This is a genomic window from Rhodococcus sp. IEGM 1305, assembly GCF_030058635.1.
Lineage (GTDB): Bacteria > Actinomycetota > Actinomycetes > Mycobacteriales > Mycobacteriaceae > Rhodococcus_F > Rhodococcus_F opacus_D.
Window position 1 is genome coordinate 19,321 of sequence record NZ_JASHKX010000030.1, and the last position, 26,573, is coordinate 45,893.

Genomic DNA, 26,573 nt, shown 5'->3' on the forward strand with positions numbered 1-26,573 from the left:
CGTGGGGGCGAACAGATCTCATCGTCGGGTCGCGGCAGCCGTGGATGCGGTGTGTGACGCGGCGGCCCGGGCCGAAGCCGTGTCACTCCGGCACGTGGTGGACGCGGTGGCCCGCGAACGGCAGCGTCCCATCGAACTCGATTTCACGAAGCCGATGGCGCCCGGTGTGTGCGGCCAGAGGCGCGCGTACCCGGACCGGGACGTGATCGTGCTGGCGCCGGGACTGCCCGACCTCGACCGCACGCTTGCGCATGAGCTGGGTCACATCGTGTTTCGACACGAAGGAGCCGAGATCGTCGCCGCGACGCTCGAAGCCGGTGACGATCTGATCGCCTACATGCTCAGCCAGCGGTCGCGACGGCGGGGAGACGAGCAGCCGTCCGACGAGGTGGCCGAGTGGGAAGCCGAAACGTTCGCGTCGATGCTGCTCATCCGGTTGAACACGATGCAGGGCCGCGGAACTCCCGTGTCCGTGCTCCGCTACGACGAGGCGATCGGCTGATGGGCTGGCTGGTTGCGCTCGTCGTCTGGACTGCCGCGGGTGCCCGGATCGGCCGGGTCGCCGCGCGTCAGCCGACGCCGCTGCGCGTCGCGATGGTGGTGGCCGTCTCCAGCGCGGCCCTCGCGTCCACGTTGGCCGTACCGGATGTCGCCGGGCGCCTCGACACCGTGGCCCCGGCTGTGGGGCTGTCGGAGATCATCCTCGAACTGGCGTGGACGCTGTTCGCCGCCGCGAGCGCGGTCGGCGCGATCTCCGTGTGGCCGATACTCCCACGTCCTGCGCTGCGTGCCGTCGCCGTGGTCGTCTACACCGTGGCCATCGTGCTCGGAATCGGGCTTGCCGGTGGATATCCCGTTCCTGCGCTGGTGTTCATCGTGATCGCGCTGACCGCGGTGGTCGTGACCGGGGTCCGGCACGTCGCGTGGACACCGCTCGGCCGCGGAATCTCACTGATCGTGGTCGGATCGGCGATCGTCCTGGCTGCGGCGGCCGTCGGACTGGTGCGTGAAGTGTCGGGCGAGACGTGGGCCGTCGGCTCCTCGCCGGCGTACACCGTCGCGGCCGTGATCGTCTCGGTCGGCACCGTCTGGGTGCTCGTCGAAACCTGGTTCCGCGCCCGGCAGGACCTGCGCCGCACGGACACACTGCATTCGGTGCTCGTTTCACGGTTCCCCGAAGTGGTCGAGGGCGACGGCAAGGGGAGCACGACCGTCCTCCGCGCCTCCGACGCCGTCGCACACGTCATGGATGCGCTGTACCTACAGGCGGGCGCGGGCATGCTCGACACGGAGGAACAGGAGCTTCCGGAATCGGCCGCCGAACGCGCCCGGATTCTCGCCCGCTGGATCGACGACCCGGTCGCCTCGGACGTCCTCGACACCGAGTGGATCGCGCCGCCCCAGGGTATGTCGCCGCGCCGATGGGTGCTCGATCTGGCGGACGCGTACGCCGACTTCCGGAACTCGGCCCCGGTGCCTGCGAAGGCGGACACCGTCGAATCGGCTGCGGAATAGTCTTCAGCCGCCGGTCAGTCCGGCGAACCGGTGACGAGCCACCCGCAGGGCGAGGCGAGGTCTTCGGCCTCCGGCGGTCCCATGGATCCCGCGGGATACGGCTTGGCCGGGGGAGGGTCACGCAGCAGTGCGTCGGCGACGGTCCAGACGTGCGCCAAGCCGTCGGGGCGCGTGAACAGTGACCGGTCGCCGTGCAGGACGTCGAGGATGAGCCGCGAATACGGTGCGAGGGCGTGGGCGAGCGGCACCGTGTCGAGGGGCAGACCCAGGTGGCCCACCGTCAGGCTGTCGTCGGGTCCGGGTTCCTTGACCACCATGGAGATGTCGATCTCGCCGTCCCCGGACAGATCGAACGTCAGGACGGCACCGTCCGGCGGAATGTCCGTGAGCGGGCCACGGGGACTTCGGAAGACGAGGCTGACCCGTTGCCGGCTGACACCCAGCATCTTTCCGGTCCGGAGGAGGAACGGCACCCCACGCCAGCGGTCCGTGTCGACCCACAGCCGTGCGGCGACGAACGTCTCCGTCGTCGAATCGTCCGCGACACCGTCGACGTCGCGGTACCCCTCGTACTGGCCGAGCACCACGTCGGCCGTGTCGAGGGGACGGAACGCCCCGATCACGGATTCGCGGGCGGATTGGAGATCGTCGGCGCCCAACGTTTCCGGGGGCTCCATCGCGATCTCGGCGGCGACCTGGAACAGGTGTGTCACCAGCATGTCCAGGACAGCTCCGGTGGCGTCGTAGAACCGGGCGCGGTCGTCGATGTCGAGCGTCTCGGGCACGTCGATCTGCACCTGCTCGACGTGTTCCCGGTTCCAGACGCCCTCGATCAGCCCGTTGGCGAAGCGCAGGATGTGCAGATTCTGGGTGCTCTCCTTGCCGAGGAAATGATCGATTCGATAGATCTGCTTCTCGTCGAGGACATGGTGCACGGCTTCGTCGAGTTCGGTGAACGCCTCCTGGGACGTCCCGAACGGCTTCTCGTACACGACACGTGCCCCACGGGCCAGGTCGTGAGCGCCGAGCGCGCGGGTGGTCTCGGCGAACGTGCTGGGTGGCAGGGCCAGGTAGTGCACCAACTGTGCGTCTGCCGCGTCGAGATCTTCCCGCGCCTGCCGAACGGCCGCGGGGAGCGTTCCCGGGTTGTCCGGGGTGAAACCGCCGCCGGCGAATCTCAGCCGCCGGGCGAACGTCTCCCAGTCGGTGTCATCGTGCGGCACTCCGAACTGGTTCACGACGTCGCGCACGTGGTCGCGGAACTGATCGTCGGATACGTTGCCCCGGCCGGTGCCGATCAGCATCCACTCGGAGTTCAGGAGCCCTGATCGAGCGAGCTGGAAGAACGCGGGGAGGACCATGCGTTTGGACAGGTCCCCGGTGGCACCGAAGAGGACGAAGATCGTGGGACCGAGCTGCGGTCTGTCAACCATTGCTCCATCATGCGCCACGTGAGCACACCGGGCAGGGCATTCCGGCGGTGTCGTCGGGTGCGCCCGGTGACTTCTACCCGGACGTCGGGTGCGACCTGCGGCGAACTCGTTGCCGCCCAACGACTCCGGTGGTCAGCGGGACGCGTCCGGTGGGACCTCCGGCAACCCCTCGCTGGCGCGGAGTTTCTCGGCCATCGTGGTGAGCAGATTCTGCGACTCTTCGGAGAGGTCGAACGCGCGGCTGGAGAGCTTGCGTAGTCCGTATCCCTGGAGTTGCGAGAGAAGCTCGAGATCGTGGTCGATCTTCGCGGCGTAGATGTCGTTGAAGAAGTAGTCGGGCTTCACCTTGAAGAAGCGGGCAAATGCCGCGACCGTCTCGTCGGAGGGGTTGGTGCGTTGTCCCGACCGGAGCTGGGAGATGTAGGGCTTCGAGATCTGATGTCCGTCTGCGATGAGTGCCGCCGCGACCTCGGCGTTGGTATGCGGTTTACGTCCCGGAGGGTGGACCGTGTCGAAGAGCTTGTTCAACCGCGCAGCAAAATCTGCCATTGTGAGCCGCCGGGTCCTCTCTCGTGCGGGCGTCAGTCGTGTGAACGACACCGTACCATGATGATAACCGATTGATAACTCACAGACATAGAGGCAAAACGTCGTCCGCCGACTCCGTGCTTATCTCATATATGTTTCAACGATCGCCTGTTCGTCGCTCGCTGATCGCCGACATTTCGGGCGCCCTCTGTGCTTGTCACGCACGTTCTACCGTTGAAAGTTCAAGAGAGGCGCGGACGTGGGCTGAAGGGAGCGCGCCGGGCCGGTTGCGGTTGCCGAGCCGATTGCGTGGTTGCTCTTTCAATCACTGAGAGTTAGCTGGCAACGTCGCGGGGGTGTGCGCCGTGAGGCCGTGGCGCCTATAGTCCCAGTTCAGCGCCATTGTGTTGCGTTGCGCATCGCAACGTGGCGAGGTCGCTCGCGGCCCGCGGGGCCTCGTGAACACTACTGTGAAGTAGTGGCATCCGCACGGGCGCCAGGCCGCGCGCCCCCGATCCGCGTCACGGCCGCCGCGCGCCCTTCCCGAGTCCGCTCCGCCTGGTTGGACGAGTGTCCAGCTCAGTCGGGGTTTTGCCGCTCCGGGGCGCCCCCCGAGTCTGGCCAAATCTGAAGCCGTCGGGGATGATTGTGATATGGAACACAGAATGAGTGACGCCGAGCTTCGGAAGGCGATTCGAGTTCTGCGCGAGCGCGCCGACGACGCCCGGCACCGAGGAAACGACGACGACGCCAACGGAATCGAGAGGACGATTCGTACCTATCAGGAAGAAATGACCCAGCGGTTGTGAACCGTCACGGACCGGCCCGGGGAGGGCCGGTTCGCGTTTTTCCTCGGGAAAGGCACCCCTGCAGTTGCGTGCGCGCAATCAGATTGCGTGCGTAGACTTCCAGCCGACACGGATCGGTGACGACGGGGGCGCGCACGGCTATGGCGATCAAGACGCTGGACGGCAAGAAGTGCCTGATCACGGGTGCAGGTAGCGGGATCGGGCAGGCGACCGCCCTGGCGGCCGCGGCGGAAGGCGCCGAACTCTTCCTCACCGACATCAACGAGGTCGGCCTGGCACAGACGGTCGAACAAGTCGGCAGCCGCGGGGGCACCGTCAGTTTCTCGCGTGCCCTCGACGTGTCCGACTACGACGCCGTCGCCGCATTCGCCGCCGATGTCCACGATCAGTTCGGCAGCCTCGACGTCGTCATGAACGTCGCCGGCATCTCCGCGTGGGGGACGGTCGAGAATCTCGAACACCGCCATTGGAAGTCCATGGTGGACGTCAATCTGATGGGCCCGATCCACATCATCGAGAGTTTCCTGCCCCCGATGGTGCGGGCGGGACGCGGCGGTCACCTGGTCAACGTCTCTTCCGCCGCCGGTCTGCTGGCGTTGCCGTGGCATGCGGCCTACAGCGCAAGCAAATTCGGGCTTCGCGGCGTGTCCGAGGTTCTGCGGTTCGATCTCAAACGGCACGGCATCGGCGTGAGCCTCGTGGTTCCCGGCGCGGTCAAGACGCCGCTGGTGGGCACGGTCGAGATCGCCGGGGTCGATCGCGACGACCCGCGCATCCAGAAGGCCATCCACCGCTTCGAGAAGCGGGCCGTCACGCCCGAGAAGGTCGCGTCCTGCATCATCGCCGGCATCAAGAAGGACCGGTACCTGGTGTACACGTCGCCGGACATCCGGTTCGGCTACTGGTGGGCCCGCAAGTTCTCGCCGCCGTACGACTTCGTGATGCAGAGGGCCAACGACCAGTTCAGCAAGTTCCTGTAGGAGCTAGAACTCTCCGCCCCGACCGGGGGCGCTCGGGGCCAGCACCGTCCCGTCGGTGAATCGGACGCCGTCGGTGCACCGGCACTCGACCTGCCCGCCGCCGAACTGCTCGGCGTGGAGCCGCGCGTACAACCCTTGCCGTGCAAGGAGTTCGGTGTGCGTTCCGCGTTCGATCAGCGTTCCCTCGTCGATCACGAAGATCACGTCGGCGTGCTGAATGGTGGACAGCCGGTGGGCGATCGCGAGGGTGGTGCGTCCGCGCATCACCTCACCGAGTGCCCGCTGGACGAGTCTCTCGGAAACCGTGTCGAGTGCGGACGTCGCCTCGTCGAGGATCAAGACGCGGGGGTTCTTCAGCAGCACCCGCGCGATGGCCAATCGCTGCTTCTCGCCACCGGACAGGCGGAATCCACGTTCGCCCACCAGGGTGTCGTATCCGTCGTCGAATCCGAGGATGCGGTCGTGAATGTTGGCGGCCGCCGCGGCGGCCTGCAGTTCGGCATCGGTCGCGTCCGGTTTGGCGTATCGAAGGTTGTCGGCGATCGAGGCGTGGAACAGATACGGGTCCTGGGTAACCATTCCGACCGCCTCGGCGAGCGAGCTCATGGTCAGGTCGCGCACGTCGTAGCCGTCGACGCGGACGGCGCCACTGTCCACCTCGTACAGGCGCGGGACGAGATAACAGAGCGTGGTCTTGCCTGCGCCGGACGGCCCGACGAAGGCGGCGAGCTGACCCGGCTCGATCTCCAGGGACGTGCCCGCCACCGCCCAGCGCCGGCTGCGACGTTCCGCCGGTTCGGTGTCGGGCGCCACCGCGGCCGGGAAGCGAGGAGCGACGGTCGTGACGCCGCGCATGCCGCCGCCCCCACCGCCGCGCCCCAGGCTGCGCAGTGCCACCGGGTCGGGGTCGGCGGTGGCAAGCCGGACGGGCGCGGGATACGCGAAGTACACGGCGTCCAACTCCACCCGTCCGGGGGAGTCCGCGGGCAACTCGACGGCGTCCGGGCGGTTCACGATCTCGGGTTGCAGGTCGAGGTACTCGAAGATGCGGCGGAACAACGCCATCGACGTCTGGACGTCGAGGGTGACCCGCATCAGCGAGACCAACGGTTGCAGCAACCTGGCCTGCAGGGTCGAGAACGCGACGAGTGTGCCCGCCGAGAGCGCCGCGGAACCGCCGCTGACGAGATACCCCGCCAGCAGGTAGACGAGTGCGGGAGTGATCGCCATGAACGAGCTGACGACGGCGAAGAAGCCCTGACCCGTCATGGCCTGCCGCACCTGCAGTTCGGTCTGCCGCGCGTTCTCGATCCGATACCGGTCGAGTTCGGTGTCGGCCTGGTTGAACACCTTCGTCAGCAGAACACCCGAGACGCTCAGCGACTCCTCGGTGATCGCGGTCATGTCCGACAACGACTCCTGCGTCTTGCGCGCCAGAACACGTCGCCGGGCGCCGACCCGTCGCTGCAGGTAGACGAAGCCGGGGAGCAGTGCGACCGCAAGAAGCGTCAGCTGCCACGACAGCAGCAGCATCGCGATGAGGGACGCGGTCACGGTCACGACGTTCGACAGGATGCTCGACGCCGTGGACGTGAGGACCGACCGCACCCCACCGACGTCGTTGGCCAGACGCGATTGGATCGAGCCGGTCTTGGTCGACGTGAAGAACGCCAGTTCCATCTTTTCGAGGTGGGCGAACAGACGCTCCCGCAGATCCGCCATCGACAGGTTGCCGACCTTGGTGGTGAGGTAGCTCTGGCCGACGCCGATCAGCGAACCCGTGAGCGTCACCGCGATCATGGCCACGACCAGCCACAGCAGCAGTGTCAGATGGACACCGCTGCCGTCGGTGGGAAACAGTGCGCGGTCGAACACCGCCTTCGTGAGGAAGGGATTCACGATGCCCAGCAGTGAGGACACGACGATGGCGGCCGCGACGAGCACCAGCCACCCGCGGTAGGGATGCAGGAGCGCCCAGATGCGGGGGAGCAGCGAAGGCTCGGCGGGTGCCTCCGAGGCCTGCTGTGTGGATGTGGGACCGGTCGCGGGCATCTCCCCATCGTGCCCATCCGCCGCGGTCCTGGCGAGCCGATTCGACGCGGCCCCGTCGTGCTGCTCCGGTCCGGTGGTTACGGTAGGTCCCCGTGCTCGGGGATGCCGAGTTCGCCTCGCACCGCGGCGAGGAAATCTTCCTGGGCGCTCATCCCGGCCTGGAAGTGGTCGGCGAACTGTTGTTGGCGGGTGGACAGGGCGTCCGCAGACACGGCGTCATCCGTCGCGAAGTCGGTGCTCAGCCAGCCGACCGTCTCGGATCCTGCCAGGTATTCGACCACCATGCGCCGTGCCGATTCCACCACCGGTTCGGATCCGATCAGCTCCACCGCCGTGAACTTCGAGCCGAGGACGACGTTCTGTTGCGGCAGCGGGCGGAGGACTTCGGCGAGCACGGTCAGGAGGTAGGGTCCGTCGAAGTGGTCGAATGCCACCGAGACGGAACCCGACGTGATGCTCACCTCGTTGGCCGCGGTCAGGAGCTCCGAGTAGATCTGCTGCCGCTGCGTCCGCAGAAACTCGTTCGAGGATTGGTTCACCGTCGCCTCCACCTGATTCGAGGTGTTCAGCAAGGTGAACACCCCTCCGCACACGGAGCCGATCAGGGTGCCGACAACGGCCATCGAGGCCACGAGCATACTGAGCCGAAACTCGTGGCGCCGCACGTCCGTTCGATCGGGAGGCTTGACGCCGTCACGCTCGCTCATCGTCCTGCTCCCTTCGACGCATCACCGGTTCACCCCGACTGTCCCGTACGGCCGGCGACCCGTCGCGCGTAGTCGACTACTCGGTTGCGACACCCCGTCGCGAGCGCTGAACCGGGCCACTGCGTTGGTGAGCTTCGATCGAGGTTCTCTACATCCTTCGGGAACGTTGTTCGAAGAGCTTTCAGCGATGCCCGGCGTGCAGGCAGTCCTCGAACAGGGTGCGCACTTCGTCGACGTGCCGGTCGAGATCCGCGAGGTTCCAGCCCTCGGTCGGCACAGGTGCGAGGACGTCGACATCGACGGTGCCGGGGTGCGCGACGAGCGAGTTCCGCCACATCCGTTCGCCCGCGTTGTGGATGACGATCGGTACGATCGGCACTCCCGCCTGCATCGCCAGATGGAATCCGCCCTTCTTGAACTTGCCGAGACGCGGAGTCGGCGATCGGGTGCCCTCGGGGGCGATCGCGATGGAGATGCCGGACTGCAGTTTCTCCACGGCCGGGCGGAGGGCAGCCCTCGCCTTCGTGCTGTCCGCCCTGTCGATGTACGCGACGTCGAGCAGCGCCCCCACGGGAATGAACCGGGGATCGCGCGCGGCCTCCTTCTTCGCGACGCCGGTGACGTCGCGCCGGATGACGCTGCCGATCACCAGCATGTCGAGCGAACTCTGGTGATTGAACATGAAGACCGCGGGCCTGGCCGACCAGGCGTTCTCCTTGCCCTTGATACGCACGTTGATCCCACAGATCGCGAGCGCGAGATCCGGGCCGAAGCTGCCGACCAGGTTGGCGCCCGTCTGCCGGTTCTGGGTGAGCAGGCCGGCGGAGACACCGAACGCGGCCGCCCCCATCAGAGCGCCGATCGCGGTGGTGGTGCGGGCGATGGACATCGGGTCGGCGCCGCTCTCCGGAGGTCGCAGATTCACCGACGGCCACCCGTTCTGCCGCGCGGTCGCCGCCAGTTTGCGGTCGGGGTTCAGCGCCACGGGATGCCCCACCGACTTCAGCATCGGAACATCTTCTGCGCCGTTGGAGTACGCGAAGCTGTCACCCAGATCCGCTCCGTGCTTGTCGGCGTACTCGCGCAGCGCCTCGGCCTTGGCCGGACCCCACAGCGGCGGCGATTCGAGCTTCCCGGTGAGCATTCCGTCCAGAACCGCGGGCCGGGTGCACAGCACGTCCTCGGCGTCGATGTCGAGGTCCGCGGCCACCGACAGTGCCTGATAGGGGGTGGCGGAGGTGGCCATCACCACCCGGTGACCGGCGTGCCGGTGCGCGGCGAGCAGTCCGCGGACCTCCGAGAAGATCATCCTCGCGATCTCCTGGCGGAACAGCCGCTGCCCCCACTCCTGCATCTCGTCCTCCATGCGCCCGGCCAGGCTCTGCACTCCGATGCGCATCAGGTTGCCGATATCGGCACCCCGGAAGCGGGTCTCCACCGCGGCGCCAGTGGTGCGCAGAAGCTCGGCCACGCTGATGTCGAAGCGACGCAGGCGATCCCGATAGACGACGCTCGCGGAGTACCCGCTGATCAAGGTGCCATCCAGGTCGAACGCGGCGAGGGTGCCCGGGCCGGGAACGGCGGCCGCGATGTCGTCGTGGAGACTGCGGAGATCGCTCATCTACTCACCTACCACCCATCTGACCGAGATTCTCGTGCGCGATCGCTCGGATGCGCAGCACCTGATCGATCAGGGTCTGGAGTTCGGCGTCGAACTCGACCCGCCGGGCCGCCATGTTCTCGGCATTCGGTTCGACCAGGCCACGGTTTCGCGCCAGCTTGAGCGCGGTCGTGAACAGTTCGGCCGAAATCGACTCGCTGCTCCCGATCTGCTGCCGGAGACGCCGCTGCTCGGCGAGCGCGAGGCACGACGTCATGAAGGCCTTCTCGTCGAACTTCCGGTCCACCGGAGTCCGGAGTAACTGGCCCGCGACCACGGCGTACGCCTCCAGGAACGGTTGCAGAACCCGGTGCGCCAGATGAATCCGCATCCCGGACAACAGGTTCGCTGCATGCTGCGGATCGCCCAGGTTCGACTCCCACGCCGGGTCGATCAGATCCAGTTCGGCCCGCAGTTCCTTCCGGAAGCTGTCTTTCTCGCTGAAGAAGAATTCGAACTTGAGGAGATCGCGAATGCGCAGCGCCAGATCCCATCCGTCGTTCAGCGGGTCGGTGAACTTCTGGTCGACCGCCGCCCGCAGCACCATTTCCGCGATCGCCCGCATCACTAGGAAATGAATGGTGTTGTTGCGGTAGAACGCTGCCACGAGATGCTGATCCCGTCCGAGGTAGAACACCCGTTCGCTGCCCTGATCGAAACTCCGCAGCACCCCGGAATCGAGATGGGTCCGCACGGCCTTGCGGATCACCTGCGGATCGGTCAGGTCCACATCGCCCGCGGTCGGCAACGCGCGCGCCGTGATGTAGTCCACCAGTGGTCCGAGAATGGCACCGACCTCGGCGACGGTGAGCGCCCGGTCCTCGATGCCGAGGAACGCGAGCATGACGAGCGACGACGCCGTGACGGGCGTGACCTCGTTGATGCGGTGACACACCTCGAACGCCGTCTTCTGCACCGCCAGCCGCAGGTCGTCCTCCTGGCCGAGGTAGTCCGCCAGTGACATCGGCCTGCCGACGTTGACGTGCGCGACACCGTGCCGTTGACCCTGTGCCCGAACGTATCCGAAGAGCCACCGCAGACTCTCCTTGCTCTTCGCCTGGCCGTGCGCCTCCGCCGCCATCGCTCCGACCTCGTACAGCTGGTCGTAGGTCAGTGACACCGGGACGAGGTACACGTCGGACATGCCACTGTCCTGGAAGGCCTTCGCGAGGTAGTTGAGCAGACCGAACCGCGGCGGCCGCAACTTCCCGGTGCGGCTGCGCCCGCCCTCGATGTACCACTCGAGGTTGAACCGTTTCGTGAGGAGATAGCGCATGTACTCGCGGAGCGTCCACTTGTAGATCTCGTCGCCCTCGATCTTCCGGCGGATGAACACGGTGCCGCTGCGCTTGCCGATCGGTCCGATCGGCCAGAAGTTGATGTTCAGACCGCCCATCACGTGATTGAGCGGAAGGTCGTTCGCCAGCAGCGCCGGCCGCAGCACCAGCGGATCGAGGTACGAGCGGTGGCTCGGCAGGAACACCAGGGAATGCTCCTTGTTCAACTCCCGCAGTTCGTCGAGCCGGGTGGTGTCGACGTCGAGACGGTAGGCGCGGGAGAAGTAGCGGCCCAACTGGTCCCACAGCGCGATGGCGCGCCTGCTCTGCGCGGCGACCATCTCGTCCAGTGCCCCACGGGCCCGGCGATCCACCTCGGCGACGGGGACGTTCAACTTCGCGGACAGCTCCCGGGTGCCGTCGTGGTATCGGCTGGCGTCGGTGATCTCGTCGACGACGAACCTCGACACCTTGTACTGCGTGCCCAGCAGGGTGCGCTCGGCCCGCTCGAGGGTCAGCGCGGCCTGGCGGCGAATGAAGTCCGGAAGCGACCCGCCGCCGTTCTCCGCGAGCCGGCGTTCGAGGTCGCTGAGCGGGGCCGGGTCGCCTTCCAGGACCTGGCACCGGGCCGGGTCGTCGCGCATCACCCGGCGCTGCATGTTCTGGCCGGGGTGCAGCGGATCCCGCAGCGACAGCGTCTCCCGGAATCGTTGCGCGCCGTCCGGATGGGTCTCCTTCGGCAGCCACACCACCCGGAGCGGGGTGAGCAGCGGATCATCCTTCCGGCGCACGAGATCGGCGAGGGCCTGGTCGGTGACGCGGACCGTCGGAGGCGGCTGACCGGAGTCGTTCGCCTGCCGCTCCAGCCACGTGCGGAGAACGTCGTCCTCCATGTCGCTCATCGTCTCGATGAGGTAGACCCGTGGCCGTGTCGTGTGCTCGTCCATCGCGCCAGCCTTTCCTTTCACCCGCGGCCCAGTTCGACGATCTCGTCGAGACTCTCCTGCAGGCACTGCATGAACCGCGCCGGCTCGGTGACGGCGGCGGTGTCGAGATTGACGCCGATGCAACACGTGCCGACGTGGGAGACGAGGGTGGCCATGACCGCACAGCCGGGGGCCGGGCCGAACGGGAACATCCGCTCGATCCGGGCACCCGCCAGATACACGGGCACGGGGACCCCGGCGACGTTGCTGGCCTGCAGATCGAGACCCGTCGACTGTGAGAGGTACCAGTTCGCCAGCACCACCGTCGGAAGCCGGACCAGAAGGGGGGCGGCCGAATCCAGCAGTCCGAGTGCGGGTTCCTGGCGCAGCCCCAGGATGATCGCGCGCACCTTCTTGATCCGCGCGACCGGGTCGCGTTCACCGACCGGTCCGGCGAATCGGGCCGCGGCGAACCGGTTGCCGCCCGTCGGATCCGACGCCGAACGCATGCTCACCGGCATGCCCACCGGAATCGTCTCGAGGTCGCGGCCGAACGATTCGTGGTAGCGGCGGAAGCCGCCCAGCAGGGCCGCCACGTACGCGTCGTTCAGCGACCCACCGGAGACGTGAGCCGCGGAACGCAGTTCGTCGACACCCACCTCGAGCACCCCGAACCAGCGTCCGAGTCCGCGGTCGCGCAGCAGGTCCGAACCCGTGGTCGGGGGAGGGGTCACCACCCTCCGGATCGAGTTCGCGTACCCGGCGACCTCCGTGACACTGCCCACCGGGTCGCCGACGACGGTCATCGCCGTCCGCACCGCTCCGCGGATCAGGCCGCCGAGACGGCCGGGGGCGCTGCGCACGGTGTCGAGTGCCTGCTCGAACAGGGCGCCGCCGCCCGACATCTGCTCCGGCAACGGCGCGGGCCGATCCGGTTTGTCCGGCGACGGTTCGGGGCGCCTGCTGTGCAGCAGCGTCATCAACTGGATGCCGCCGAGCCCGTCCGTGATGCTGTGGTGCGTCTTCACCACGTAGACGGCGCGGCCGTCGTCGAGTCCCTCGATGAGCATCGCGCTCCACGGCGGCCGGGCGCGGTCGAACGGCTCGGTCGCCATGTGCCTGCACATCCGGAGCGCGTGGTCGAACGTCGCCGGCTCCGGCAGTCGCACCCGCGACAGGTGATAGTCGAGGTCGAACTCGGGGTCGACCGACCACATCGGATTGCCCAGCCGCAGCGTCGGCTCCACCACCCGCATCCGGATCCGCGGCACCATGTGCGACGCCCATTCGTGGGCGCGCACCAGCCGGTCCCAGTCCGGCGGTTTGTCGAGGACGTCGACCGCGACGATCGGTGAGCGCAGCTTCGGCTGCACCTCCTCCATCCGCCACATCCCGGTCTCGAAGTCGGACATCGTGCGGTCCGCTCCCCAGGCGACGTCGGAGAAATCCACGTCGACGGCACTCGGCGGTATCAGAGGTTCGCCGTCGGCCATGCCCACCCTCATTCGGTTGCTCGAGTTGCCCTCAGCTGCTGCTTTTCCAGTGTGGACCCGCCCCGCAGATCGCGTCCCTGGTTCTGGCGGATTGCGCACCGGACTTTCTGTCTAAGGTGAGGACGTGCCGACTCTCCACCACGCGACGCTCGACAGGATCGACCCGGCCACCCTCTACCGGATCATGGTCCTGCGGACCGACGTGTTCGTCTTCGAGCAGGGCATCGTGTCGGAACCCGAACTCGACGGACGCGACCTCGAACCGACCACCACCCAGTTCTGGGCGGAGGAGGACGGCGAGGTTCTCGCGACACTGCGTGTGCTGGCCGACGAACCGACACTGCACCTCGGACGCGTCGCCACCGCTACCCACGCCCGCGGGCGTGGACTCGCGGGTCAGCTGCTCGAAGCCGTGTTCGAGGCATTCCCGGGCCCCGTCGAGATCTCCGCCCAGGCCTACCTCGAAAACTGGTACGGCCGTTACGGTTTTCGCAGAACCGGCGAGAACTACCTCGAAGCCGGCATCGACCACCTGCCGATGAGGCGCTCCGCGCCCGTGCGTGGCTGACGAGTCTCTGGACTCCGTCACCACTCACCGAGTTGTCGTAGGCTGCCGTCATGGCGAAAAGCTTCGACTACTCCGAACAGATCGCGTACCCCATCGACCGGGTGCACGCGACCGTGACGGATCGGGCGTTCTGGCAGCACCGGTTCGACGAGGCGCCGGAGAAACTCACCCTCGACGACAGCCGCGGCCCCGGCACCCTGACGGCGACGATGCGCGACAGCATCGGCGCGTCCTCCCTCCCCGGGCTGGTCCGCAAAGTCGTCTCGGGCGAACTGAAGGTCGAGCGCGCCGACGAATGGGGTGCCCTCGACGGCGACCACGCCGACGGCCGGATCAGTGGCAGCTCCACCGGGATCCCGGTGAAGATCGAGTGCACGTCAGTGCTCCGCGCGTCCGGCGACGTCACCGTCCTGGACGTCGCCGGATCGGTTCAGGTCAAGATCCCGCTCGTCGGCGGACAGATCGAGTCCCTCGTCAGGAAGCTGGTCGGCGACATGGTCGGGCAGGACCGCGACGCGATCGAGAAGTGGCTCGGCGACAGCTGACGCTCACACCCCGGACGCCGGGCCGTCGAGTTCGACGTCCAGCGTGCGGGCCCCCGGCCCCGCCGTGCCCAGCCGGTCGTGGCTGTTGACGATCGCGCAGCTCCCGAGCGAGAGGCACCCGCAGCCGATGCAGCCGGTCAGGTTGTCGCGGAGCCGGATCAGCTGCTCGATCCGCTGATCCAGATCCGCATGCCACCGCGTCGAGAGCTTCTCCCAATCCTTCCGGTTCGGCGTCCTGCCCTCGGGAAGGGTCGCAAGGGCGCCCCGGATCTCGGCCAGCGGAATCCCGACCCGCTGGGCGATGCGGATGAACGCGACCCGCCGCAGCGTGTCCCTGCGATATCGACGCTGATTGCCGGACGTCCGCCTGCTGGTGATCAGCCCCTCGCGCTCGTAGAAGTGCAACGCCGACACCGCCACGCCACTGCGCTCCGACAGCTGCCCCGGCGTCAGTTCCTTGGCTCTCCACTCGGGCATCTCCACGACAGGCAACCTTTCACACGGTTACCTGAACAATACTCGAGGTCAGTCGCGGCGGAGATGTCCGTGCAGGTGATGCGTGAGCGGAGTCAGGTCGTGCGCCATCCACAGGTCGTACGTGAGGTCGCCGCCGCGCACCGACAACTGTCGCCGGATGCTGTGCACCGGTTTCGCGTCCGGGGACGCGCTCAGCACCACCATCGACAACTCGATGGTCCCCTCCCGGACCTGACCACGGTGGATCTCGGTGAATCCGGTCGGCTGGGCCACGAGCAGTTCCGCCTCGTCCTCGGCGACGAGCCGCAGGAACCCGGACTCCGAGTGCAACGGCCGACCGCTGCCCACCTCCTTCGTCCGAGACCGGTACGCCAGGAACGGTTTACCGGTGGGGGCGAATTCGATCTCCTCGGTGTATGCGAAGTTGTCGATCGTCGGGTACGCGCCCTCGCCCTCGCCGCGCCACAGACCGGCGAACGGCGCCAGGGCGGAGGGCACGGACGGAAAGGGCGGCGTGTTCGCAGACGAACTCGCCGCCGCATCCGAGTGCGCCGGCGAGAGAGTCGCGTTCTCGTCCATGAGATACCTCCGCCGTTTCACGGTACTCGCCTGCGGCGCCGAGGGACACGGTCGGCGACGGAGTGTTTGAGCGTGCCTGCCGGGCCCGCCGGCATTACCGTCTAATCATGAACGCGTCCGGTTCTGCACCGCTGGGGGCCAACTCCGAAGTCGGGCAGCTGCGTGCCGTCCTCCTGCACCGTCCCGGAGACGAACTGAAGCGGCTCACGCCCCGCAACAACGACCAACTGCTCTTCGACGGACTGCCCTGGGTCGACCGCGCGCAGGAAGAACACGACGCGTTCGCGGACCTCCTGCGCAGCCGCGGCGTCGAGGTCCTGCTGCTGTCCGACCTGCTCACCGAGACGCTCGGCGCCAGCGGCGCCGCCCGTATACAGGGCATCGGCGCGGCCGTCGACCCACGCAAACTCGGGCACACCCTGGCGCAGGAACTGGCCGCACACCTCCGCGGTGTCCCGGCCCCCGACCTGTCCACCATCCTCACCGCGGGCATGACCTTCGACGAACTCCCCGTCGCCGCCAACACGGCGTCGCTGGTCCGGCGCATGCACCACGGCGGCGACTTCGTCATCGACCCGCTGCCCAACCTGCTGTTCACCCGGGACTCGTCGTTCTGGATCGGACCCCGCGTGGCGATCACGTCCCTCGCCCTGCCCGCCCGCGTCCGCGAAACGTCCCTCACCGACATCATCTACGCCCATCACCCGCGTTTCCGCGGCGCCCGGCGCGCCTACGAATCCCACACGGCTCCCGTCGAAGGCGGCGACGTCCTGCTCCTCGCACCGGGAGTCGTCGCCGTCGGGGTGGGGGAGCGCACCACACCGGCAGGCGCCGAGGCGTTGGCGCGCAGCGTCTTCGAGGACGAATTGGCACACACCGTGCTGGTGGTGCCCATCGCGCAGGCCCGGGCGTCGATGCACCTCGACACCGTGTGCACGATGGTCGATCACGACGCCGTCGTGATGTACCCGATCATTCAGGACACGCTGTCGGCGTTCACCATTCACCGCGAGGACAAGGGTGTGTCGATCCGCGGAGCCGATCCGTTCCTGACCGCCGCCGCCGAGGCCATGGGCATCGGCAAGCTGCGCGTCATCGACACCGGACTCGACAACGTCACCGCCGAACGCGAGCAATGGGACGACGGAAACAACACGCTCGCACTCGCACCCGGCGTCGTCGTCGCGTACGAACGGAACGTCGAGACCAACGCCCGGCTCGAGGCGTCGGGCATCGAGGTACTGCGGATCGCCGGTTCCGAACTCGGCTCCGGCCGCGGCGGGCCCCGCTGCATGTCCTGTCCGGTGGCCCGTGACCCGCTGTAGGCGCTGCGCGCCCGTGCGCCTTTTTGGTTGCTCCTACTACCAGAAAGGCGCACGAGCGCGCAGCGCCTAGAGGACCTCGCGGACCTTCTCGGCCGGGCGGGCGAGGACGGTGCCCTTGTCCGTCACGACGATGGGCCGCTCGATGAGGATGGGGTTGTCCACCATCGCCTCCAGCAGTTGGTCCTCCGACGCCTCGGCGAGCCCGAGTTCCTTGAAGACGGTCTCCTTCTTGCGGACCGCCTCACTCGGCTTCAGCCCGGCGTCGTCGAGTAGTTTGCGCAACCCGTCCCGTGAGGGCGGGGTCTCGAGGTACTTCACGACGGTCGGTTCGATGCCCGCGTCCCGGATCAGTCCGAGGACGGTGCGGGACGTGTTGCATCGCTGGTTGTGGTAGATGGTCGCGGTGTTCGCCATACCCGACATTCTGCACCGGGGAACAAACCTGCCCGCAGGGAGCGCTGAACCAGGGTAGTAACTCGTGAATAGTCGACGAAAGAGGGAGATCGATCATGGCCGAGCACAGGGACGCGACTCCGCGGCGCATCGTCATCGCGGGTGGGCACGGGAAGATCGCCCGTCACCTCATCAAGATTCTCACCGCGCGCGGTGACCGCGCGGTCGCGCTGATCCGCAACCCCGATCACGAGCACGAGGTGGCGGCGCTCGGCGCCGAACCGGTGGTGATCGATCTGGAGAGGGCGAACGCGGACGACGTCGCGAAGACGCTCGTCGGTGCGGACGCCGCGGTCTTCGCCGCGGGCGCAGGCCCGGGCAGCGGCATCGCCCGCAAGGACACCGTCGATCGCGGGGCCGCGGTTCTCCTCGCGGACGCCGCCGAGAAGGCGGGAACGCGGCGATTCGTCCAGATCAGTTCGTTCGGGGCGGGGGAGCCGATCCCCGAGGGCACTGACGAGGTGTTCGCGGCCTACCTCGTCGCGAAGACGGCCGCCGAGGAAGACCTGCGCGCCCGCACCCACCTCGACTGGACGATTCTGCGTCCGGGCGGTCTGCTCGACGACGACCCGACGGGTCACGTCACGCTCACTGCGCCTCCCCTCGAGCGCGGCACCGTCCCGCGCGCCGACGTCGCCGCAGTGGTCGCGGCGCTCCTCGACCATCCGAACACTGCGAAGAAGACGCTGATGCTGACATCCGGCCCGACACCGATCGAGGAGGCCGTCGCCGCGGTGTAAGCATTGCGGCGCCGCAACCGCGCAACTACGGTCTGATACAACGCGTGGAACAACGGAGGTGGCGCCGGCCGTGGACATCGACATCGATCCGGATTCGTCGACCGCCCCGTTCGATCAGTTGCGATTGCAGATCATCGAGCAGGTGCGCAGTGGGCAACTGATCGCGGGAACGAAGATTCCCACGGTCCGCGCGCTCGCCGTCGAGGTGGGTCTGGCCCCGAACACGGTGGCCAAGGCGTACCGGGAACTCGGCGAGCAGGGTGTCATCGAAACCCGGGGCAAGCAGGGCACGTTCATCGCGAGCGGCGGTGACCCCATTCGCGCCGGCGCCGAGAAGGCCGCAACACGGTATGTGCAGGAACTGCGGAAGCTGGGGGTGTCCGACGAGGAGATCCTCGGCTTCGTGCAGTCCGCTCTCCGCGGCGCCGAATGAGGACGGCGCCGCATCCAGAAGGTGTGACCCCAGAAAGGTAGACACTCGGTATGGCTTCCGCACTCTTCCGCGACCTCGCATTACTGATTGCCCGGATCGGACTCGGCGTCGTCTTCGTCGCGCACGGCTGGCAGAAGTTCTTCGACTACGGAGTGAAGGCCACACAGGCGTCGTTCGCCGACATGGGCGTCCCGCTTCCCGACATTTCGGCTGTTGCGGCCGCCACAATCGAACTCGCGGGTGGATTTGCTCTCATCGTGGGGGTGGCCACACCGATCGCCGGAATTCTGCTGTTCCTCGACATGCTCGGAGCGCTGATTCTGGTGCACGCGGACAAGGGCGTCTTCGTCGCGAACGGCGGGTACGAACTCGTCGTCGCACTCGGCGTCGGGTCGCTGCTTCTCGCCGTGATCGGTGCCGGACGCCTCAGCATCGACGGGCTTCTCGGAAGAGGCTCGGGATGGGGAAAAACCGCAGCGTAACGATGCCGTAGGCTGGGTCTCGATTCGGTGTGAAGCGATGGGCTAGCTTGCTTTTACCATCAAAAATGACCAACGTAGTTGTTCATGGCAATGAATACTGATCTGCCTGATCAAGGTTCCGAGACCGCCGACGCGAGCGTCGGCGGAGGGCTCAAACGGGTCGGTGTTCGCACCGACCGCGTCGTGTTCTCCGCCGCTGCCGCCGCGGTCTCGGCAATCGTCGTCTGGGGGCTCGTGGCCCCCGACAATCTCGACTCCACGACCGGCAAGGCACTCGGCTGGCTGGTCACCGACATGGGCTGGTTGTTCGTCCTGTCGGCGTCCGGATTCGTCCTCTTCTCACTGTGGCTCGCGTTCAGCAAGTTCGGTCACATCCCGCTCGGCAAGGACGGCGAGAAGCCCGAGTTCCGGACGGTCAGCTGGATCGCGATGATGTTCAGCGCCGGCATGGGCATCGGACTGATGTTCTTCGGTGTCGCCGAACCGCTCGCGCACTACGTGACACCCCCTCCGGGTTCAAGCGGGGGCATCGGAACTGCGATGGCCACCACCATGTTCCACTGGAGCCTGCACCCCTGGGCGATGTACGCGGTTGTCGGACTGTCGATCGCGTACGGCTCGTATCGCAAGGGTCGCAAGCAGCTGTTCAGCTCCGCCTTCATCCCGCTGCTCGGCCGCCGCGCGGAGGGGCCGATCGGGAAGTTCATCGACGTCCTCGCGATCTTCGCGACGCTGTTCGGCACCGCCGCTTCGCTGGGCCTCGGCGCACTGCAGATCGGGTCCGGTTTCCAGGTCGTCGGGTGGATGTCGGAGGTCAGCACGTTCCTGCTGGTCGCCATCGTCGCCCTGCTGACCCTCGCGTTCGTGGCGTCCGCCGTGTCGGGTGTCGCCAAGGGCATCCAGTGGCTCTCCAACACCAACATGGTGCTCGCCGTCATCTTGGCCCTGTTCGTGTTCGTCGTGGGACCGACGGTCCTGATCCTCAACCTGCTGCCCACGACGATCGGCGCCTACGCCGCGCAGCTTGCGCAGATGTCGGCCCGCACGGGAGCGTCGTCCGATCCGGCGACAGGCGAATGGTTGTCCTCGTGGACCATCTTCTACTGGGCGTGGTGGATCTCCTGGACCCCGTTCGTCGGCATGTTCCTGGCACGCATCAGCCGCGGCCGGACCATCCGCCAGTTCGTGGTCGGCGTGATCGTGGTGCCGAGCGCCGTGAGCCTCGTGTGGTTCGCGATCTTCGGTGGTGCCGGGATCAGCGAGCAGCGTGACGGAATCGACCTCGCCGGACAGGACACCCAGGAGGGTCAGCTGTTCGGCATGCTCGACCACCTGCCGCTCACCGGCATCACGACCGTCCTGGTGATGATCCTCGTCGGTATCTTCTTCGTCTCCGGCGCCGACGCCGCATCGATGGTGATGGGCACCCTGTCGCAGCGCGGTTCGCTGGAACCGCAGCGCTGGGTGGTCGTGTTCTGGGGTGTGCTCACCGGTGGCGTCGCCGCGCTCATTCTGTGGACCGGCGGCGACACCGCGCTGGACGGACTGCAGACGATGACGATCATCGCCGCGGCGCCGTTCGTCCTCGTGATGATCGGGTTGTGTTTCTCGCTCTACAAGGATCTGTCCCGCGACCAGATGATCGTCGACGGCCGGGAAATGCGGAGAGAGATGCGGAGAGTGGCGGCCAAACGTCGTCGCGACCGGATCTCGTCCCGCTAGAGAAACAGTCTGCGAGCCGCTCGGTGTCCCACGGGACCCGGGCGGCTCGACTCATTCCGGGGTCGGCGCCAGCTGGGATAATTCCGGGGTCAGCGCCAGCTGGGGAGCCACAGTTGGTGCTGCCACGTGTCCGGGGTGATCGGGACGGCCGTGAGGATCGGCCACAACCAGATGAAGTTGGCAACCACGAGCCCCACATAGAGGCAGACGGCGAGCAGGCCCGTGGTGCGCCGTTCGAGCGACGCCTTCGCGCTTCCCAGGATGTCGCCCAGGACCAGCGCGAGACCCATCACCATGAACGGCGCCAGCGCCACCGCATAGAAGTAGTACATCTGGCGGTCCAGGGTGGTCAGCCACGGCAGGAACGCGGCGCCGTAGGCGGTGAGGACGGTGGCGTACCGCCAGTCCTTCCGCACCACGGTCTGCCACAGCGCCCACGCGAGCATCGGCAGTGCCAGCCACCACATCGCGGGCGTCCCGATGAGCATGACGGCCTTGACGCAACTCGACGCGCCGCAGCCGGTGACGTGATCACCTTCGGCGAAGTAGTACAGCATCGGGCGCAGACCCATCGGCCACGTCCACGGCTTCGACTCCCACGGGTGATGATTGCCCGCCGAATTGGTGAGGCCTTCGTGGAACTGCAGGACGTTGCCGCTGTAGTACCACAGCGACCGGAGCGCGCCCGGCACGAACGACCAGGTGCCGCCCGTCCCGATCTCGTTGCCCACGGCATGCCGGTCCACACCCGCTTCGCTGGCGAACCACGCCCAGTAGCTGGCGAGGTACACGAACAGCGGCACGACGACCAGCGCGTACAGCGCCGGGCCCACGTCGCGGACGCCGGCACCGAACCACGGTCGCCGCACCCCGTAGGCGCGCCGGGCCGACACGTCGAATGCGACGCTCAGAAGTCCGAAGAACACGATGAAGTAGATGCCCGACCATTTGGTGCCGCACGCCAGACCCAGCATGATCCCCGCGCCGAACCGCCACCAGCGCACCCCGAGTCGCGGACCCCAGTCGCTGTCGCCGATCCGGCCCTCGTCGTACACGCGGGCCATCCGCTCGCGGACCTGGTCGCGGTCCACCACCAGGCAGCCCAGAGCGGCAACCGCGAACACCGCAAGGAAGATGTCGAGCATGCCGAGCCGGGACGAGACGAACGTGACGCCGTCCGCAACCAGCAGGATCCCGGCGAGGCCGCCGATCAGAGTGGATCGGGTGAGCCGGCGGACGATGCGGATCACCAGCAGGACCATGATCGTGCCGGCCACCGCGGAGGCGAAACGCCAACCCCAGCCGTTGTAGCCGAAGATCGCCTCGCCCATCGCGATCAGCTGTTTGCCGATCGGCGGATGCACCACCAGTCCGTAGCCGGGGTTGTCCTCGAGCCAGCCGCCGGTGAGCACCTGCCAGCCCTGCGGCGCGTAATGCTTCTCGTCGAACACGGGAGTGCCCGCGTCCGTCGGGTAACCGAGCATCGTGAACCGGGTGATCGCCGCGATCGCCGTGACGAACAGAGTGACCACCCAGCCGCGGGCGCGGTCGACGGGACCGAAGTCGGGGGGCGGCACGAGCGGCGCCGGTCCGACCATGGACGGCTGTCGTGCGGAGGGCGTCGGTCGCTCGTCCGTCAGCATCGTCACGCCGCAATCGTAGGCTGTGGGTCATGACTGGTCGCCTAGTGCTCGCCGCAACACCGATGGGGGACGTGGGTGACGCCTCGCCGAGGCTGCGTACGGCGCTCGGGACGGCCGACGTCGTCGCCGCCGAGGACACCCGCCGCACCAAAGCGCTCGCCTCCGCTCTCGACGTGACGATCACCGGCAAGGTCGTCAGCTTCTACGACCAGGTCGAGACGGCCCGGCTGCCCGCACTCGTCGCCGACGTCGCATCCGGCAAGACCGTTCTCCTCGTCACCGACGCCGGCATGCCCTCCGTCAGCGACCCGGGGTACCGGCTGGTGTCGGCGTGCGTGGCCGAGGACCTGGCGGTGACGTGCCTGCCCGGACCGTCGGCGGTGACGACGGCGCTCGCGCTGTCCGGGCTGCCTGTCGAACGGTTCTGCTTCGACGGCTTCCCGCCCCGGAAGCAGGGCCAGCGCAAGACGTGGTTGCAGGCCCTGGTCGCCGAGCAGCGCGCGTGCGTGTTCTTCGAGGCACCGCACCGGCTCGCCGACTGCCTGGCGGACGCGGTCGAGGTGCTCGGCGGAACCCGCCGCGCCGCCGTCTGCCGGGAACTGACCAAGACGTACGAGGAGGTCCGCCGCGGCACCCTCGCCGAACTTGCCGAGTGGGCCGCCGAGGGCGTCCGCGGCGAGATCACGGTGGTGGTGGAGGGAGCCACCCTCGTCGCGTCCGATCCCGCCGACCTCGTCGACGAGGTGGAGCGACTCGTCGCGGACGGCACCCGGCTCAAGGATGCGTGCGCGCTCGTCGCCACCACCGGCGTGTCGAAGCGGGAGCTCTACGAAACGGTGCTGGCCTCCCGGAAGGACTAGTCGGCCTGCGAGCGCTACCGCCGGAGGGCACGCTCCCCGGGAGCCAGCGACGCGTCGTCGGCGGCGGCCTGTCCGGCGTACCAGCCGTTGGCGTCGACGGCCCTGCCGCGCGCCTTTTTGGTACGCGGAAACAGGCGGTCGAACTCGGCGTCGACGGCCTCGGATTTGGTGGCCAGAATCGGCAGCAGATCGTCGACCGGGATCGACGCTTCGTCGGCGGCCTCGGCCGTGGCCCGGCTGTCGGCATCGCGCAACCGCTGCCCGATGCGGCTGGCGAAGCCCGCGAGGAAACCCTTCCGGAACGACGTGGTGCGTGAACCACTGCGACTGTCGGCGTCCGCGAATTGCATTGCGCGCGTCGCCTGCACGAGCAGCGAGGTGAACAGCATGTCGACCTGTTGGAGGTCGAGGGGGGTTCCGACCACGGTTGCGATGGCGAGGGAGCTGAACCACACGGTGCGTACCCGGTTGGAGTCACCGATCTCGGTGAGGAGGTGCACCTTCTCCTTGACGTACGGATTCTCCAGGTGGATGCGGCGACTGTGTACCGCCGTATTGCCCACCCCGTTCTGGGTGTGGAGGAGAGCGGCGTTGATCGCGTAGCGCGTCATCAACTCCTGCGCCTTCGCGGTGAAGATCTCCGCCTCCTCCGCGAAATCGGTGGCCTCGGCCTTCGCGAGCAGCCCGCGGATCCTGTTGAGCACCTTCGCGTCGGCCTCGGTCTCACCCGGCACCGCCGCGGCCGGGTCGGCGACCCGCACGACTGGCCACGTCGACGGCGGGGGAGCGAGCACCGTCCAGCCGGGCAGGTTCGTCCACGTCAGCGACAGGTCGGTGAGCTGGTAGACGGAGTGGTACGGGTCTTCGAACAACAGTCCGGCCGCCAGCGCCCGAACGTCGGGACCGTCGACCGGAACCCGCCCCGCCAGGTGCGAGGCGCCCGGGTACTGCTCGCCGATGGTGCGGAGTTGCTCCACCCAGTCCCGCGGCGCCCGGTGCGCGGCGCGCGTGCGCTCCGCCTCGTGCAGCACCAGCGCCGCCGCCAACGCCGCGTCGGACGGCTCCTTCGATCTCCGCGCCAGATGCACGACGTCGGCGGGCTGCCATCCACGCTCGTACGCGGCCGACAACTCACCCATCAGGGTGTGGACTGCCGTGGCGGCCTGGGGGCTCACTTCGTCGTCGAACACGCGCGCTCCGTTCCCGAATCCACCGTGAGGAGATCGAATGTATGTTCTATTCGGCGTCATGGGGAGAGTGTGCATGCGGGGTCCGACAACAACGGACCGTTCATGCTGAGTGTCGTTGTAGTGCACTCGGCATGAGTGTCCGGGTTACCCCGGCCACGTTCACCTCTGTGTGGTGTTCCCGCAGCGATACCGTCTGCCCGCCGGGCGGCGGGTCTTATGGCTGGTTTCTGTCGGGCGTCTTTTACGTCTCGTCCGCAACTCGCCGAAGACGCACCATCGTCAACAGCCGCTGCGAGTGCAGCGAGGTTGAGGGCGGCGTTGTGATCACGATCCGCGCGGAATCCGCACGCATCGCAGGTGAACACCCGAACCTTCAGGGGCAGTTTGGCTTTCACTGCCTGACAGTTCGAGCAGGTCTTACTCGACGGATACCAACGGTCCGCCACGTGCAGTCCAGTGCCGGTCCGCTCGGTCTTGTACATTAGTTGTCGCCGGATCTCGGCGAGCCCCGCATCATTCAGAGCCCGATTCAGCCCGCGTTTGTAGGCGCCACCGGAACGGGTCATTCCCGCGATGTTGAGGTCTTCGACGACGACGGTGTCGAAGTCCCGCACCAGTCGAGTGGTGAGTTTGTGCAGGTGATCGCGGCGACTGTCCGCGATACGGGCGTGTACTGTCCGGATCTGTTCCTGGGTGCGCAGCCACCGGCGGGAGGGTTGTTGGCCGGTGCGGCGATCCGGGCCGACCCGCCGCGATGCGCGGCGCCCAAGCTGACGAAGTTGTTTCGCCTGCTTTCGGGCGTGTTTCGGATTCTCGATCATCTCCCCGGTCGAGAGGACCGCGAGGTGTTTGACCCCCACATCGACTCCGACCACACCACGATTACCGACGGCGGTACCGGTGGGTGGGAGTGCCCGGGTGGGGAGCGTGGTTTCGACGGAGAACGACACCTGCCACCGGCCGCGTCGATACGACAGGGTCGCCGACCGAATCCGCGCCGTCCCCGCCGCCACCTTTCGTGCCAACTTGCGGGTCGATTCCGCGGACCGGACCGCCCCGATCCTGGGTAATTGGATGTGGCGCCGATCCCCGCCGTCGGTGACCAACCCGAAACTGCCGGTTGTGAACCGGCACGACAGCAACGCCCGTTTGCCCTTGAAACGGGGAAATCCCATTGTGCCTTTGCGTTTTCCGGAGCGGGCATCGGACCAGTTCGACAGGGCGGCAGCACAGTTCGCGATCCCGGAACTGTAGGCCTCCTTCGAGTTCTCCGGCCACCACACCTGCCCGGTGTCGGTGTTGACGGCAATGTCGTTCTTGACGGTGTTCCAGTGTTTGCGCAGGCTGTATGCCGACCAGGACACCGGCGGCGTCAACTCCGAGTCAGGGATCTCGTACGACCGTTCCGCAGTCCGTTGGTCGACGTTCGCCTTCACCCGCGACAGGGCCCAGTTGTAGGCGAAACGCTGCGCCCCACAGTGCGAACGCAACACCGACGCTTGCTCCGGGGTCGGATCGAGGACATACACGAAAGCACGGATCACCGACCGACACGACTCCGCAGCCTGGTCGACAGTCTCGTCCACCGTCGGGGCAGTGACGGGGGCAACCGGATTGACGAGCGCAGCGGTCGGCGTCACACCAGGACCGCCGCAGCAGCGGGACCGCGGCGTGCACCACGCCGCCCAGGTGCGGTCGACACTTTGGTCATATCGCGCACCACATCACCAAGCCCCCCCGTCGTCGGTCAACATGAGCAGGGTACGACAAGGTGCCGACACGAACCCGAACCCGGACCGGACCTGGCGAGGCGGTCCCGATCCGCGACGGGCGATCGTCGACACCCACGGATCAGCCAGCAGCACGCGAAGTCTCTGGTGCGTTCACGCCGGAAGCGATCGCGGTGAACGTCCTCGACATACACCCCCAGACCACGCTGTCCGCATCCGGTCACCACACGCTTCACCCGCCGTTCCAGATCGGCTACCGGTCAGAGGACGACACCGGCAATACACCACCACCGCACCCACAGAAACCCACCGACGCGGTGCCGACCGCCCGGAACCCGCCAGAATCGTGCCCGACGGCAACTGCCGAGCCTGGACCGGCAACGCCCCCGCGTGGAACCACACCAACGCGGCCCGATACCTCACGCCGCTCGCCGCCACCCAACCCT

General features: G+C 67.4%; 25 protein-coding genes. 12 read left to right on the forward strand and 13 right to left on the reverse strand.

What is annotated here, in order from left to right:
- Position 1: 1 nt before the first annotated feature.
- Both QM693_RS28630 and QM693_RS28635 read left to right on the forward strand, forming a co-directional pair.
- On the forward strand, positions 2-502 hold the full coding sequence (locus QM693_RS28630; protein ID WP_011597782.1) for an ImmA/IrrE family metallo-endopeptidase: 501 nt from the start codon (positions 2-4) through the stop codon (positions 500-502).
- On the forward strand, positions 502-1,515 hold the full coding sequence (locus QM693_RS28635) for a hypothetical protein (protein WP_283331511.1): 1,014 nt from the start codon (positions 502-504) through the stop codon (positions 1,513-1,515). The genes QM693_RS28630 and QM693_RS28635 overlap by 1 nt, the downstream gene beginning before the upstream one ends.
- A gap of 14 nt (positions 1,516-1,529) precedes the next feature.
- Here QM693_RS28635 and QM693_RS28640 read toward each other — a convergent pair whose 3' ends face one another.
- Positions 1,530-2,948, reverse strand: coding sequence for a glucose-6-phosphate dehydrogenase (locus QM693_RS28640; protein WP_283354010.1), 1,419 nt, complete (start codon positions 2,946-2,948; stop codon positions 1,530-1,532).
- 132 nt (positions 2,949-3,080) lie between these two features.
- Positions 3,081-3,497: a helix-turn-helix domain-containing protein gene (locus QM693_RS28645; RefSeq protein WP_005238699.1), complete on the reverse strand. Its 417-nt coding sequence runs from the start codon at positions 3,495-3,497 to the stop codon at positions 3,081-3,083.
- Positions 3,498-4,141: 644 nt separating this feature from the next.
- Between QM693_RS28645 and QM693_RS28650 the strand changes: the two genes are divergently transcribed.
- Positions 4,142-4,285 carry a hypothetical protein gene (locus QM693_RS28650; RefSeq protein WP_005561362.1) on the forward strand — a complete coding sequence of 48 codons (144 nt, stop codon included), beginning with the start codon at positions 4,142-4,144 and terminating at the stop codon, positions 4,283-4,285.
- 140 nt (positions 4,286-4,425) lie between these two features.
- Positions 4,426-5,265, forward strand: a complete 840-nt coding sequence (locus QM693_RS28655; protein WP_005255390.1) for an SDR family oxidoreductase — start codon at positions 4,426-4,428, stop codon at positions 5,263-5,265.
- A gap of 3 nt (positions 5,266-5,268) precedes the next feature.
- Here the strand turns inward: QM693_RS28655 and QM693_RS28660 are convergent, their stop codons facing one another.
- From QM693_RS28660 to QM693_RS28680, 5 genes are all read right to left on the reverse strand, one after another.
- Positions 5,269-7,317, reverse strand: a complete 2,049-nt coding sequence (locus QM693_RS28660) for an ABC transporter ATP-binding protein (RefSeq protein WP_283354011.1) — start codon at positions 7,315-7,317, stop codon at positions 5,269-5,271.
- Between the two features lie 77 nt (positions 7,318-7,394).
- A complete protein-coding gene (locus QM693_RS28665) occupies positions 7,395-8,024 on the reverse strand; it encodes a hypothetical protein (RefSeq protein ID WP_283354012.1) in 630 nt (209 codons plus the stop codon).
- A 181-nt stretch (positions 8,025-8,205) separates the two neighbouring features.
- Positions 8,206-9,645, reverse strand: coding sequence for an HAD-IB family hydrolase (locus QM693_RS28670; RefSeq protein WP_280785088.1), 1,440 nt, complete (start codon positions 9,643-9,645; stop codon positions 8,206-8,208).
- A gap of 4 nt (positions 9,646-9,649) precedes the next feature.
- Positions 9,650-11,908, reverse strand: a complete 2,259-nt coding sequence (locus QM693_RS28675) for a glycerol-3-phosphate 1-O-acyltransferase (RefSeq protein ID WP_005255406.1) — start codon at positions 11,906-11,908, stop codon at positions 9,650-9,652.
- Between the two features lie 17 nt (positions 11,909-11,925).
- Positions 11,926-13,380: a wax ester/triacylglycerol synthase domain-containing protein gene (locus QM693_RS28680; RefSeq protein ID WP_005255408.1), complete on the reverse strand. Its 1,455-nt coding sequence runs from the start codon at positions 13,378-13,380 to the stop codon at positions 11,926-11,928.
- Positions 13,381-13,504: 124 nt separating this feature from the next.
- Here QM693_RS28680 and QM693_RS28685 point away from each other — a divergent pair, with 124 nt between their 5' ends.
- Positions 13,505-13,948 (forward strand): GNAT family N-acetyltransferase, encoded by a 444-nt coding sequence (locus QM693_RS28685; protein WP_280785085.1) that lies wholly within the window; start codon positions 13,505-13,507, stop codon positions 13,946-13,948.
- Between the two features lie 50 nt (positions 13,949-13,998).
- The gene (locus QM693_RS28690; protein WP_283331507.1) at positions 13,999-14,493 is read left to right on the forward strand and encodes a DUF2505 domain-containing protein; all 495 of its coding nucleotides are present in this window, start codon (positions 13,999-14,001) and stop codon (positions 14,491-14,493) included.
- A gap of 3 nt (positions 14,494-14,496) precedes the next feature.
- Here the strand turns inward: QM693_RS28690 and soxR are convergent, their stop codons facing one another.
- On the reverse strand, positions 14,497-14,976 hold the full coding sequence (gene soxR / locus QM693_RS28695) for a redox-sensitive transcriptional activator SoxR (protein ID WP_283354013.1): 480 nt from the start codon (positions 14,974-14,976) through the stop codon (positions 14,497-14,499).
- 42 nt (positions 14,977-15,018) lie between these two features.
- On the reverse strand, positions 15,019-15,549 hold the full coding sequence (locus tag QM693_RS28700; RefSeq protein ID WP_280785083.1) for a nitrobindin family protein: 531 nt from the start codon (positions 15,547-15,549) through the stop codon (positions 15,019-15,021).
- 107 nt (positions 15,550-15,656) lie between these two features.
- On the opposite strand from QM693_RS28700, the gene arcA reads away from it, so the two are divergent.
- Positions 15,657-16,874 carry an arginine deiminase gene (gene arcA, locus QM693_RS28705; RefSeq protein WP_280785082.1) on the forward strand — a complete coding sequence of 406 codons (1,218 nt, stop codon included), beginning with the start codon at positions 15,657-15,659 and terminating at the stop codon, positions 16,872-16,874.
- A 66-nt stretch (positions 16,875-16,940) separates the two neighbouring features.
- Here the strand turns inward: arcA and arsC are convergent, their stop codons facing one another.
- Positions 16,941-17,288, reverse strand: coding sequence for an arsenate reductase (glutaredoxin) (arsC, locus tag QM693_RS28710; RefSeq protein WP_502942682.1), 348 nt, complete (start codon positions 17,286-17,288; stop codon positions 16,941-16,943).
- Between the two features lie 95 nt (positions 17,289-17,383).
- Between arsC and QM693_RS28715 the strand changes: the two genes are divergently transcribed.
- From QM693_RS28715 to QM693_RS28730, 4 genes are all read left to right on the forward strand, one after another.
- Positions 17,384-18,067 (forward strand): NAD(P)H-binding protein, encoded by a 684-nt coding sequence (locus tag QM693_RS28715; RefSeq protein WP_283331505.1) that lies wholly within the window; start codon positions 17,384-17,386, stop codon positions 18,065-18,067.
- 58 nt (positions 18,068-18,125) lie between these two features.
- Positions 18,126-18,500: a GntR family transcriptional regulator gene (locus QM693_RS28720; RefSeq protein WP_105413322.1), complete on the forward strand. Its 375-nt coding sequence runs from the start codon at positions 18,126-18,128 to the stop codon at positions 18,498-18,500.
- 50 nt (positions 18,501-18,550) lie between these two features.
- A complete protein-coding gene (locus QM693_RS28725) occupies positions 18,551-18,982 on the forward strand; it encodes a DoxX family protein (protein ID WP_011597793.1) in 432 nt (143 codons plus the stop codon).
- Between the two features lie 90 nt (positions 18,983-19,072).
- Positions 19,073-20,704 (forward strand): BCCT family transporter, encoded by a 1,632-nt coding sequence (locus QM693_RS28730; RefSeq protein ID WP_411194575.1) that lies wholly within the window; start codon positions 19,073-19,075, stop codon positions 20,702-20,704.
- Positions 20,705-20,793: 89 nt separating this feature from the next.
- Here the strand turns inward: QM693_RS28730 and QM693_RS28735 are convergent, their stop codons facing one another.
- On the reverse strand, positions 20,794-22,302 hold the full coding sequence (locus QM693_RS28735) for a dolichyl-phosphate-mannose--protein mannosyltransferase (protein WP_283354028.1): 1,509 nt from the start codon (positions 22,300-22,302) through the stop codon (positions 20,794-20,796).
- A 74-nt stretch (positions 22,303-22,376) separates the two neighbouring features.
- Here QM693_RS28735 and rsmI point away from each other — a divergent pair, with 74 nt between their 5' ends.
- On the forward strand, positions 22,377-23,207 hold the full coding sequence (rsmI, locus tag QM693_RS28740) for a 16S rRNA (cytidine(1402)-2'-O)-methyltransferase (protein ID WP_280781374.1): 831 nt from the start codon (positions 22,377-22,379) through the stop codon (positions 23,205-23,207).
- Positions 23,208-23,221: 14 nt separating this feature from the next.
- On the opposite strand, the gene QM693_RS28745 is transcribed toward rsmI, so the two are convergent.
- Both QM693_RS28745 and tnpB read right to left on the reverse strand, forming a co-directional pair.
- On the reverse strand, positions 23,222-24,457 hold the full coding sequence (locus QM693_RS28745; protein ID WP_491932397.1) for a DUF2786 domain-containing protein: 1,236 nt from the start codon (positions 24,455-24,457) through the stop codon (positions 23,222-23,224).
- Positions 24,454-26,037 carry an IS607 family element RNA-guided endonuclease TnpB gene (tnpB, locus tag QM693_RS28750; protein ID WP_283354015.1) on the reverse strand — a complete coding sequence of 528 codons (1,584 nt, stop codon included), beginning with the start codon at positions 26,035-26,037 and terminating at the stop codon, positions 24,454-24,456. Before tnpB ends, QM693_RS28745 begins: the two co-directional genes overlap by 4 nt.
- Positions 26,038-26,573: the final 536 nt, after the last annotated feature.